The organism is Micromonospora globbae, from assembly GCF_003610785.1.
Classification (GTDB): domain Bacteria; phylum Actinomycetota; class Actinomycetes; order Mycobacteriales; family Micromonosporaceae; genus Micromonospora; species Micromonospora globbae.
The window spans coordinates 53,712-65,155 of the sequence record NZ_RAQQ01000005.1; the positions used below are offsets into that span (position 1 = coordinate 53,712).

At 73.6% G+C, this 11,444-nt stretch carries 11 protein-coding genes, 1 pseudogene and 1 riboswitch; of the genes and pseudogenes, 5 read left to right on the forward strand and 7 right to left on the reverse strand.

What is annotated here, in order from left to right; all coding sequences use genetic code 11:
• Window positions 1-65: 65 nt before the first annotated feature.
• From D7I43_RS08210 to D7I43_RS08225, 4 genes are all read right to left on the reverse strand, one after another.
• On the reverse strand, window positions 66-239 hold the full coding sequence (locus D7I43_RS08210) for a CsbD family protein (protein WP_120327819.1): 174 nt from the start codon (window positions 237-239) through the stop codon (window positions 66-68).
• Between the two features lie 227 nt (window positions 240-466).
• Entirely contained in the window at window positions 467-2,731 is a 2,265-nt protein-coding gene (locus D7I43_RS08215) for a heavy metal translocating P-type ATPase (protein WP_120327820.1), read from the reverse strand.
• Between the two features lie 11 nt (window positions 2,732-2,742).
• Window positions 2,743-3,738, reverse strand: a complete 996-nt coding sequence (locus D7I43_RS08220) for a hypothetical protein (protein ID WP_120327821.1) — start codon at window positions 3,736-3,738, stop codon at window positions 2,743-2,745.
• 31 nt (window positions 3,739-3,769) lie between these two features.
• Window positions 3,770-3,979, reverse strand: coding sequence for a heavy-metal-associated domain-containing protein (locus tag D7I43_RS08225; protein WP_120327822.1), 210 nt, complete (start codon window positions 3,977-3,979; stop codon window positions 3,770-3,772).
• A 148-nt stretch (window positions 3,980-4,127) separates the two neighbouring features.
• On the opposite strand from D7I43_RS08225, the gene D7I43_RS08230 reads away from it, so the two are divergent.
• The 3 genes from D7I43_RS08230 (at window position 4,128) to D7I43_RS08240 (ending at window position 7,264) form a co-directional block, all read left to right on the forward strand.
• Entirely contained in the window at window positions 4,128-4,424 is a 297-nt protein-coding gene (locus tag D7I43_RS08230; protein WP_120327823.1) for a metal-sensitive transcriptional regulator, read from the forward strand.
• A gap of 130 nt (window positions 4,425-4,554) precedes the next feature.
• Window positions 4,555-5,946 (forward strand): YibE/F family protein, encoded by a 1,392-nt coding sequence (locus tag D7I43_RS08235; RefSeq protein WP_120327824.1) that lies wholly within the window; start codon window positions 4,555-4,557, stop codon window positions 5,944-5,946.
• A 166-nt stretch (window positions 5,947-6,112) separates the two neighbouring features.
• Window positions 6,113-6,243: riboswitch (cyclic di-AMP (ydaO/yuaA leader) on the forward strand.
• A 4-nt stretch (window positions 6,244-6,247) separates the two neighbouring features.
• The gene (locus D7I43_RS08240; protein ID WP_120327825.1) at window positions 6,248-7,264 is read left to right on the forward strand and encodes a coiled-coil domain-containing protein; all 1,017 of its coding nucleotides are present in this window, start codon (window positions 6,248-6,250) and stop codon (window positions 7,262-7,264) included.
• A 135-nt stretch (window positions 7,265-7,399) separates the two neighbouring features.
• Here D7I43_RS08240 and D7I43_RS08245 read toward each other — a convergent pair whose 3' ends face one another.
• On the reverse strand, window positions 7,400-8,119 hold the full coding sequence (locus D7I43_RS08245; RefSeq protein ID WP_192902104.1) for a carbonic anhydrase: 720 nt from the start codon (window positions 8,117-8,119) through the stop codon (window positions 7,400-7,402).
• 277 nt (window positions 8,120-8,396) lie between these two features.
• Between D7I43_RS08245 and D7I43_RS08250 the strand changes: the two are divergent.
• Both D7I43_RS08250 and mycP read left to right on the forward strand, forming a co-directional pair.
• Window positions 8,397-8,714: pseudogene (locus D7I43_RS08250) on the forward strand (helix-turn-helix transcriptional regulator); the annotation flags it as partial.
• Between the two features lie 320 nt (window positions 8,715-9,034).
• Window positions 9,035-10,282 carry a type VII secretion-associated serine protease mycosin gene (gene mycP / locus D7I43_RS08260; protein WP_240032859.1) on the forward strand — a complete coding sequence of 416 codons (1,248 nt, stop codon included), beginning with the start codon at window positions 9,035-9,037 and terminating at the stop codon, window positions 10,280-10,282.
• Between the two features lie 306 nt (window positions 10,283-10,588).
• Here the strand turns inward: mycP and D7I43_RS08265 are convergent, their stop codons facing one another.
• Window positions 10,589-10,888 (reverse strand): WXG100 family type VII secretion target, encoded by a 300-nt coding sequence (locus D7I43_RS08265; protein WP_120327826.1) that lies wholly within the window; start codon window positions 10,886-10,888, stop codon window positions 10,589-10,591.
• A gap of 28 nt (window positions 10,889-10,916) precedes the next feature.
• Complete coding sequence (locus tag D7I43_RS08270) at window positions 10,917-11,225, reverse strand: WXG100 family type VII secretion target (protein ID WP_120327827.1); 309 nt, start codon at window positions 11,223-11,225, stop codon at window positions 10,917-10,919.
• Between the last annotated feature and the right edge of the window lie 219 nt (window positions 11,226-11,444).

The following is an 11,444-nucleotide window of genomic DNA, read 5'->3' on the forward strand; positions in this document are numbered from 1 at the left end:
CGCGGGGGCGGGACGGCGGCGCGCCGGGCCGGTGGTCACCGGCCCGGCGCGCGTACGCCGATGTGTCAGCTCTTGAAGGCGTCCTTGACCTTCTCGCCGGCCTGCTTGAGGTTCGCGGCCGTCTGGTCGTTGCGGCCCTCGGCCTCCAGCCGCTCGTCGTCGGTGGCGCGGCCCGCGTGCTCCTTGACCTTGCCGGCCGCGTCCTCGGCCGCATTGCTGATCTTGTCGTCGATGCCCATGGGATCCCCTTCCTGACGTCGCTACGACCGGGTTACCCGGCCGCCCGCCCGCTCAACCCCACCCCACCGACCGCCCCCACCCCCCCACCGACCGCGACGATCATGAGGTTGACGGGGGTTTCGGAGATCGAACACCCCGCCAACCTCATGATCATCGGTGAGCCGGGCCGGGGCGGGTCGGGGCGGGTCGGGGCGGGCCGGGCGGTGGCGCGGGCGGGCGGCGGCGGTCAGCTGGGGTCCAGCGGGCGGAACCGGCGGAGGCGGAGGCTGTTGGCCACCACGAAGACCGAGGACAGGGCCATCGTGGCCCCGGCGATCATCGGGTTGAGCAGCCCGGCCGCCGCGAGCGGCAGGGCCGCCACGTTGTAGCCGAACGCCCAGAACAGGTTCCCCCGGATCGTGTTCAACGTGCGCCGGGCCAGCCGGATGGCGTCCGCCGCCACGGTGAGGTCGCCGCGAACCAGGGTGAGGTCCGACGCCTCGATGGCCACGTCGGTGCCGGTCCCCATGGCGAGGCCCAGGTCGGCCTGGGCCAGCGCGGCCGCGTCGTTGACGCCGTCACCGACCATCGCGACGGTCCGTCCCTCGCGCTGCAGGCGGGCGACGACGTCCACCTTGTCGGCCGGGAGCACCTCGGCGATCACCTCGTCGATGCCGACCTCGGCGGCCACCGCGCGGGCGACGGTGGCGTTGTCGCCGGTCAGCAGGACGGGGCGGAGTCCGAGCTCGCGCAGCCGGGCCACGGCGAGCGCACTGGTCGGCTTGACCACGTCGGCCACCGCGAGGACGCCCCGCGCCCGGCCGTCCCAGCCGGCCAGCACGGCCGTACGCCCGGCGGCCTCCGCGTCGGTCACGGCCCGCTCCACCTCCGCGGGTACGTCGAACCCGCGCTCGCGCAGCAGCCGCAGCCGGCCGACCAGCACGGCGCGCCCCTCCACGGTGCCGGTCACGCCGAGCCCTTCGACGTTGGCGAAGTCGGTGACCGGCGGAAGCGTGCCGGCCTCGGCGGCGCCGGTGGCGACCGCCCGGGCGATCGGGTGCTCGGACGCCGCCTCGAGCGCGCCGGCCAGGCGGAGCAGGTCGGCCGGGTCCGTGCCCTCGGCGGGCCGTACGTCGACGAGGGTCATCCGGCCCGTGGTCACGGTGCCGGTCTTGTCCAGCACCACCGTGTCGACCTTCCGGGTGCTCTCCAGCACCTCCGGCCCCTTGATCAGGATGCCGAGCTGGGCGCCGCGCCCGGTGCCGACCAGCAGCGCGGTCGGCGTGGCGAGGCCGAGCGCGCACGGGCAGGCGATGATCAGCACGGCCACCGCCGCGGTGAACGCGGCGGTCGGCCCGGCCCCGGTGCCGAGCCACCAGCCCAGCGTGCCGACGGCCAGGGCGATGACGATCGGGACGAACACGCCGGAGATCCGGTCGGCGAGCCGCTGCACGGCCGCCTTGCCGCTCTGGGCCTGCTCGACCAGGCGCGCCATCTGGGCGAGCTGGGTGTCGGCGCCCACCCGGGTCGCCGAGACGACCAGCCGGCCGCCGGCGTTGACCGTGGCGCCCACGACGGCGTCGCCGGGGCCGACCTCGACCGGTACGGACTCGCCGGTCAGCATGCTCGCGTCGACCGCCGACGTGCCCTCCTCCACCACTCCGTCGGTGGCGATCTTCTCCCCCGGCCGGACCACGAACCGGTCCCCGACGGCGAGCTGGTCGACCGGGATGCGGGTCTCCGCCCCGCCGCGCAGCACGGCGACGTCCCGGGCGCCGAGTTCGAGCAGGGCGCGCAGCGCCGCTCCGGCCGTCCGCTTCGAGCGGGCCTCGAAGTAGCGGCCGGCGAGGATGAACGTGGTCACGCCCGCGGCGGCCTCCAGGTAGATGTTCCCGGCGCCGGCGGAGCGGGTGATGTCGAAACGGAAGGGGTGCGTCATCCCGGGCATCCCCGCGTCGCCGAGGAAGAGTGCCCAGAGCGACCAGCCGAACGCCGCGAGGGTGCCGACCGAGACCAGGGTGTCCATGGTCGCGGCGCCGTGCCGCAGGTTGACGAGCGCGGCCCGGTGGAACGGCAGGCCACCCCAGACCACCACCGGAGCGGCCAGGGTCAGGGACAGCCACTGCCAGTAGTCGAACTGCCAGGCGGGCACCATGGCCAGCACGATCACGGGTACGGTCAGCGCCACCGACGCCCACAGCCGCGTCCGCAGCCGGCGCAGCTCGTCGACCGGCGCCTCGGCGGCCGGCTCGGCCGCCGAGGCGGGCGGCGGGGGCAGCTTCGCCGTGTAGCCGGTCTTCTCGACGGTGGCGATCAAATCGTCCGGGGTGACGTCGTCGGCGTACCGGACGGTGGCCTTCTCGGTCGCGTAGTTGACCGACGCGGAGACGCCGTCCATCCGGTTGAGCTTCTTCTCGATGCGGGCGGCGCAGGAGGCGCAGGTCATCCCGCCGATGGACAGTTCGATGAGGTTCGGCGCCGTCGGCAGCGGGCTGCTGCTGGTGGTGGTCATCACGGCTCCTGTCAGTTGTGCCCGTGGCCGGGTTCGCCGTGCGTGGCGGTGCCGGTCGGGGCGGGTGCGCTCGGGGCGGGTGCGGCGGTCGCCGCCGCGGTGCCGGCCACCACGGTGAACTCCGCGGTGCGCACCGTCCCGCCGTGCTTGAAGTCGAGGTAGAGCCGGTAGGCGCCGGCGGACGGCACCTCGGCCAGGAACCTGACGGCCGGCCCGGGCGGGGTCCGCCCGTCGCCGGGCGCGCCCTCCGGGTGCACGTGCAGGTACGCGAGGTCGCCCTGGCGCAGCGCCACCAGGTGGCCGTACGCGCCGAGGTAGGGCTCCAGGTCGGTGACCGGCGCGCCGTCCCGGCTGACGGTGAGGGTCAACTCCGTCGTCCGGCCCGGCTGCGGGTCGCCGGCCAGCGTGACCGTGTAGCCGTCGACCGTGGTGCTGGTCGCCGGGGCGGGCAGCGGCCGGGCGGTGAGCGGGCCCGGCACGGTCACGTCGACACCGAGAGTCAGGGGTTCGCCACCGGTCGGGGTGAAGTCGGCGAACGCCCGCCACACCCCGGGGCCGTCGAGCGGCGAGGCGACCCGCCAGGTGCCGTCCGACCCGAGGTCGGGGTGCACGTGCCGGAAGCCGGAGAGGTCGCGCCGGGCCACGATCAGGTGCATGCGCTTGTCGTGCGCCACGTCGTACGCCGTGACGGGCCGTCCGTCGGGCCCGAGGACGCGGAAGGCGAACTCGCCCGCCGGGGCGGCGACCGGCGTGAGGGTGTAACCACGGTCGGAGACGAGAAGGCCCGCCGGCAGGTGCGGGCCCTCGGTGCCGTGCCCGGCGCCGTGCTCGCTGTCGGTGCCGTGCGCGGTGTCGGCGCCGGTGCCGTGCCCGGCCTCCTCGGCGCCGTCGTGGCGGGATTCGGCGGTGGGGGTGACGGGGCCGGCCACCTGGCCGACCCCGTACGCCGCGCCGAACACCGCCGCCAGGCCGAGGGCGAAGCCGCTCAGCTTCATCGCGGTGTTCATCTGAGGTACCTCGATCTGCGTCGGGCGCCGGTCACTCGCCGACGAGGTCGTATCCGGCCTCGTCGACGGCGGCGCGAACGGAAGCGGTGTCCAGCGGCTTGTCGCTGGTGACGGTGACCTGGCCGGTCGCCAGGTCGACCCGGACGTCGCTGACGCCCTGGATGGCGCCGACCTCGGCGCTGACCGCGCTCACGCAGTGCCCGCACGTCATGCCCTGCACCTGGTACGTCGTGGTGACCATCGGACCTCTCCTTCCCTTGCCCAGCATATACCCCCCTGGGGTAATTGCCGGACAGACTGCTCCCCTGTCGGTGCACCGGTACCCCGTGGGGGTATCGGCCACGTGGTCACCGTAGCATACCCCCCAGGGGTACGCTATCCTTGTCGACATGACCACACCGACCCCGACCCGCGGGTACACCGCCAGCAAGGACCAGCTGCTCGCACGGCTGCGCCGCATCGAGGGACAGGTGCGCGGCGTCGAGAAGATGGTCGAGGACGACCGCTACTGCATCGACGTGCTCACCCAGATCTCCGCCGTCCAGGCCGCGCTCGACAAGGTCGCCCTGGGGCTGCTCGACGGGCACGCCCGGCACTGCATGCACGAGGGGGCGGCCGAGGGCCGCGCCGACGAGATGGCCACCGAGATGATGGCCGCCGTCGGTCGCCTCATGAAGCGCGGCTGAATCCCCGGCCCCCACCCGGCGACCGTCCGGCCCGGCGGTTACCCTCACGGCCCAGCCCCGCCGGGCCGTCGGTACTGAACCGATCGTCCCGCCGGCACGTATCCCGCCCCGGACTCGTTGGGAGATTCGTATGGGCGCCGACCATTCCCGTCCCGCACCGCCCGCCCCGCGCCGGGTGCGGCGGATCCTCGTGGCGGCGGTGGTCCCCCTCGTCCTCGGCACCCTGGTCGCCGCTCTGCTGCTCTGGCCCCGCGACGCCCCGACGCCGGCCGACGTCAGCGACCCGGCCCGCTACCACGGCACGGTGACCCGCGTGGTGAGCGAGGCCTGCCCGGCCCTGCCGGAGACGCCGGAGGAGGCGCCCGGCGCCCGGCCGCAGCGGTGCGGCACGGTGAGCGTACGGGTGGAGGACGGCCCGGCCGCCGGGCAGGAGGTCGTCACGCCGATGCCCGACGGGCCGGGCGCGCCGGTCGTCGAGGCCGGCGACGAGGTCGTCCTGGTGGAGTTGACCGATCCGGCCGACCCGGCCTCGGTGACCTGGAACATCGCCGAGCACCAGCGCGGCATGCCGCTGATCTGGCTGGCGCTGGTCTTCGCCGCCGCCATCGTCGTGTTCGGCCGGTGGCGGGGCCTCGCGGCGCTCGCCGGCCTGGCCGCGAGCTTCGCCATCCTGCTGACGTTCGTGCTCCCCGGCATCAGCGCCGGCCGCCCGCCGCTGCTGGTGGCGGTGGTCGGCGCCGCGCTGATCATGTTCGTGGTGCTCTACCTGACGCACGGCGTCACGGCGCAGACCTCGGTGGCGGTACTGGGCACGCTGGGCAGCCTGGTGCTCACCGGCGTGCTCGGCGTGGTGGCCACCGCCGCCACCCACCTCACCGGCTTCGGCAGCGAGGATGCCACGACCCTGTCGATGTTCCAGGCCGACGTGGACCTGCACGGCCTGCTGCTGGCCGGCATCATCATCGGCTCGCTGGGCGTGCTCGACGACGTCACGGTCACCCAGGCCGCCACCGTCACGGAGCTGGCCCACGCGAACCCGGGGCTGTCCCGGCTCCAGCTCTACCGCGCCGCGACGCGGGTCGGCCGGGCGCACATCGCGTCCACCGTGAACACCATCGTGCTCGCGTACGCCGGCGCCTCCCTGCCGTTGCTGCTCCTGCTCACCGCCGATTCGCGTCCGGTGAGCCAGATCCTCACGAGCGAGTTCCTGGCCCAGGAGATCGTCCGCAGCGCGGTGGCCACGCTCGGCCTGATCGCCGCCGTACCGCTCACCACCGGGCTGGCCGCGGTCGTCACGACCGCCGGACGCGGCGGGCCGGCCGCCGACGGCGCTACGGACACCACGCCGGACCCCACCGCGAACGCACTCCCCGCCCCCGCCACCCCGGCCACCCGGCGTCCCGCGCACGACCGGGCGGACGTCCTGCGGGCCCTCGGCGCGGACGGCTCCGACCCGACCGCATCCCCCGCCGGCCGTCGCGGCTGGCCCGACCCGGACAGGAGCACGGACAGCGCATGGTGACACTCCTCAACGTGACCAAGTGGGCTGGAAGGCCTGACGACTGGGTCACTCGTTACCCAGCGCTATGGCGAAATGACGCTTTTAGCGGGCATCGGGACGTAGATCCCCAGGAGGGCTCTCGGGTAACCTCGCTGCCGGTCACCGCCGAAGGCGCGCAGCGGCGCCTGCGGTGCCACCGCCCAATCGCCATCCGGCGAGCCGGGAACCCAGGTACGTGGGGTGAATCCGCGCCAGCGGTAGGGGCCACTTCCGCCCCGAACCCGTCAGCTAACCCGGTCGGCGGTCGACGGAAGGGAAGACTGTGACGGCACCCCTACGCCGCTGGTTGACACCCGTGGTGGCCGTGTTCGCCGCGCTGACCGTGCTCGCCGGGCCCCTCCCGGTGTCCGCCGCGCCCAAGCCGGCAACGCCGTCCGGCCACGAGGACGACGATCCACCCCTGCTCAACGAGGTCATCGAGACGACCAACCGCAACTACAGCGCCGCCAAGGCCAAGCTGGCCAAGTCCGAGAAGCGCCAGCTGGAGCTGAGCCTGGAGGTCAAGCGGGCCGAGGCCGAGCTGCAGGCGCTGGCGCCGCAGGTCAGCGAGATCGCGGCACAGTCGTACCGCACGGGCCGGATCGGCGCGGTCGCCATGCTCCTGTCGAGCAACAGCCCCAACACCTTCGTCGAGCGGGCCACCGGCCTCGACGAGCTCAACATGGTGAACGCCCAGAAGCTCGCCCAGATCAACGAGATCAAGCGCCGCGCCGAGCTGGCCAAGCTCGCGATCGACGCCGAGGTCCGCGAGCAGCAGAAGCAGACCGCCATCATGGCGAAGCAGAAGCGGGAGGCCGAGAAGGCCCTCGCCCTCGTCGGCGGCAAGGGCTTCACCGGCGGCCTGGTCTCCGCCACCTCGCCGGTGGCCCGGATCGGCCCCGGGCGCACCGCCGACGGCGACTGGAAGCCCGAGTCCTGCAGCGAGCCCGACCCCACCACCTCGGGGTGCGTCACCCCGCGCACGCTGCACGCGTACAAGGAGGTCAAGCGGGCCGGCTTCAACCGCTTCGTCGGCTGCTACCGGCCCGGCGGGCCCTGGGAGCACCCGAAGGGCCGGGCCTGCGACTGGTCGCTGCAGAAGAGCGGCTTCTCGCCGTGGCACAACAACGACACCCGGATGTACGGCAACAACCTGGCGGCCTTCCTGATCCGCAACGCCGACCGGCTCGGCATCTACTACGTGATCTGGAACCGGCAGATCTGGTTCCCGGCGACCGGCTGGAAGTCGTACAGCGGGCCGTCCAACCACACCGACCACGTCCACATGTCACTGCTGTAGCGACGGCACGCCGAACGGGCCGCCCCGCACCGGGGCGGCCCTTTCGCGTACGGTCTCCCGTGGCTCTGCGGGCCCTGCGCACGGCCTCCTGCGGCGCCGCGTTCGGCGGCCTGGCCTTCGGTCGCCGGGGACGGCTCAGCCGCGTACGCCGGCCGCCGGGCCGACCCCGCCGAGCGCCGCGGGCGCGGCGGCGACCTGGCGGACCTCACCGGCGGCGAGCCGGTACGACATGCCCACCACCCCGCACCGCCCGGCCACGACCTCGGCGGCCAGGACGGGCGAGCTGTCGAGCAGCGCCTCGACGGTCTGCGCGATGTGGATGTCGACGATTCCGTTGATGTCGTCCACGCCGTCGGCGGCGGCCCTGCGGAGGCTCGGCACCACGGCGTCCACCACCGCACCGAGGTGACCGGCGGGCGGCGTGCCGGTGGCGACGGCCTCCCGCGCCGCCTGCACGGCCCCGCACGAGTCGTGGCCGAGCACCACCACCAACGGCGTTCCCAGGACGGTGACGGCGTACTCCACGCTGCCGAGCACCTCCGGCCCGGTGGTGTGTCCGGCCGTCCGGACCACGAACAGGTCGCCGAGGCCCCGGTCGAAGATGATCTCGGCGGCGAGGCGTGAGTCGGAGCAGCCGACGATCACCGCGAACGGGTGCTGCTGCTCGGCGACGGCGGCTCGCCGGCCGGCGTCCTGGTTGGGGTGGCGCGGGGCGCCGGTGACGAAGCGGCGGTTGCCGTCGAGCAGCTCGGCGAGCGCCTGCTCGGGACCGATGGCCGGGGGCAGGTCCGTCTCCGGCCCGCCCGGCCCGCGCTGGGCGTCCGGCTGCACCACGGTCGATTCCGCTCCGCTCATCCCCGCACCTCGATTCCCCACCTGATCGATCCGCCCACCCGGATCCCGACTCCGGTCCAACGGTCACACCGCCCTCAAGACACGTCAAGGGATACGTGATTTGCATTTCAGGTGTCCCCCATCCCCCATCCCCACGGCTTGCCCCCGCCCCCGCCCTGGCCCCGCCCCCGCTCCGGCCCCGGCTTCGCCCCGGTGATCATGAGGTTGTTGTCGCGACACGCCGATGCGGCTGACAACAACTTCATGATCAACGCGCCGGGAGGTGGGGGCACCTACGATGACGGCCATGGCGACGACCGGGAGCGGGTACGGGAGCCCCCGAAACTGGACCTTCCTCACCAATCACGGGCACGTGCTGCTCGCCATCGCCCGCAACCCCACCGCCCGCCTGCGTGACCTGGCCGACGAGGTCGGGGTCACCGAGCGGGCCGCGCAGGCGATCGTCGCCGACCTGGAGGCGGGCGGTTACCTGAGCCGGACCCGGGTGGGTCGCCGCAACGAGTACACGCTCAACCCGGCCGGGCGGTTCCGGCACCCGGCGGAGGCGGACCAACAGGTGGGTGCCCTGCTCGCCCTCTTCACCGACGTGCCCGACCGCCCCGACGGCGACACCGATGTCGGAGAGTCGGTCACCGACCGCTCCGCCGCGACTGGCGACCCCACCGGCCCCTCCGCCGTCACCGGCGATGCCGCCACCACCGACGACCCCACCGGCCCCTCCGCCGCCACCGGCGATGCCGCCACCACCGACGACCCGACCGACCCCTCCGCCGCCACCGGCGATGCGGCCGACACCTCGACGGCCTGAACGTGGACCACCGCAGCCGACCGCGCCCCCGCACCACTACCGCGCCCCCGCACCGCTGCGGCGCTCCCGTCACCGCGCCGCCCCTGCGGCGGCGGTAGTCTCACCGCGTGCGCGAGAGCTTGCGGCTGGACGGGAGCGACGTGCCCCGTCACACCGGACGCGGCCTTCGGGCCGTCCTGTGTGGAGCGGTCAGTGTCCTGCTCGGCACCGCGGTCGTGCCGCCGTCACCCGCCGTGGCGGCACCGACGTGCGGCCCGGCCGGCGAGGCGGCGCCGAGCGCGGAACCGTGGGGGCTGCGGCGGCTCGAACCGTCGTCGGTCTGGCATCTCACCCGCGGCGCCGGGGTGACCGTCGCCGTCATCGACTCCGGCGTCTCGGCCACCCACCCGCTGCTGAAGGGGCAGGTCCGCGAGGGCGCCGACTTCAACGGCCTCCCGTCGAGCAAGGGCCAGTGCGACCTCGTGGGGCACGGCACGATGGTGGCCGGCATCATCGCCGGGAAGGCGGACACCGGGGTTCCGTTCAACGGTGTCGCACCGGAGGCCCGGATCCTGCCGATCCGGGTGTTGGCGGAGCGCCGCGCACCGAACGACGAGGCGCTGCCGGGTGAGATCGCCCAGGCGATCCGCTGGGCGGTCGACCACGACGCCGATGTCATCAATCTGTCCCTGGTGACCCTGCCCCGCCCGCAGCTCGCCTCCGCCGTCGACTACGCCCTGAGTCGGGGGGTCGTCGTGGTGGCCGCCTCCGGTAACCGGGAGGAGCAGCAGCAGGACTATCTGGCCTACCCGGCCGCCTACCCGGGGGTCATCGCCGTCGCCGGCATGGACGAGCAGGGTGCGCACGTCGGCAGCTCCGTGAGCGGCGACTACGTCGACATCGCCGCACCCGGGCTCAACATCCTGGGCCCGGCACCGCGCGGCTCGGGCTACGTCCTCGAGCCGCAGGGCGGCACCAGCTTCGCCGCCGCGTACGTCTCCGGCGTGGCCGCGCTCGTCCGCGCCGCCCACCCGGATCTCACGCCTCAGCAGGTGGCCGACCGGCTGATCAAGACGGCGGACAACCCGCCGGAGGGCCACAACGCCGAGGTCGGCTACGGCATGGTGAACCCCTATCGGGCGGTGACGGCGCTGCTCGGCACCCGCACGAACCCGCCGGTGGGGGCCATGCCGGCACCCGCCGCGCCGGAGGATCCGTTGGGCTGGCAGCGGGTCGTCGCCGTCTGGGTGGCGGCGGTCGGGGCGCTGCTCGCCGCCGTGCTGCTCACGGTGAGGCCGATCCTGGCCCGCGGCCGGAGCCGCGGCTGGCGTCCGGGCCGGCGCCCCACCGAGACCGGGCCCTCCGCCGCCGGCTGACGACGCAGGTACGCGTCGCCCCGCCAGCCCCGTTACGGCCGCGGACGCGACCTGCCGTACGGGTCGCCGCTGGCCGGCGTGCTCCCATAGCCGCGCGTGACGCGCCACAACGACCAGCCGTACGCCCGCTGGCCGGCGTGCTCGCAGCCCCGCGTGGCGGCGGCAACGACCTGCGGTACGGCTACTGCGTCCGCCCTGTCCTAGCAGCGGCGACGGCCCTGGCAGCCCCGGCAGCCCTTGAACGGCCCCGTGAACGCGGACGGCTCCGGCCCGGCAGAGCCGGACCGGAGCCGTGCAGACCGTCGGTCAGAGCCTGCGGCCGCCGCCGCCACTCCAGACCTTGGAGTTGCTCATCTCGGTGGTGACGTAGTTCTCGCGGGCGATGCCGACCGCGCCACCGATCTCGTTGAGGATGCGGTTGATGTCGCGCACCGCCGCGTCCCACTGGGCCTGGTGCTGCTCGTACGCGACCCGGTCCTCACCCTCCCACTGGAGCTTGCTCAGCATCTGGCGGAGCGTGTCCAGCTTCTCGTCGATCGTCCGCGAGATCGTCTGCATCTGCTGGTTGGCGCTCTCGAGGACCGCGTAGTCAACCTTGATCGTCACGACTTCCTCCTCTGCTCCTGGATTCGGGTCACGGGTTGAGGGCAGAGTGGAACTTGTCCAGCATCTGCTGCTGCTCTTCGTCGTTGACCTGGTGCGTCGTCCCCGACTGGTCGAGCAGGTCGGCGATGTTGTCCATCGCCGTCAACAGCTTCGTCGTGTCCTCGTTCCAGCGCGTCATCAGGTTCTGGAAGCCCGTGGACGCCGCGCCCTTCCAGGCCATGGCCAGATCGTCCACGACGTTCCACAGCTTCCTCAGCTCGCCGTCGACCTCGCTGCGCGTGGACCGCACGTCACTCGCGGCGGTATGTAGGGTCGCAGCTTCGACCTCGAACGCCATGCTTCACACCCTTCCGTCATCTTGTGGCGGCGGATCTGCCGCGCCCTCCCCCGCGGCAAGGCGAAACACCCCACCGACGGACACTCCTGAGAGAACCGTAGCGGACCGGCTCCAGCGCGCGCAGCCCCGGTCCTACGGAAATCAATGGGTTTGCGCCATTCCCCTCTCACCATCTGGCGCAAAGCGCTTTCTACCAGCGCGTGTGCGACCCGCCACAGT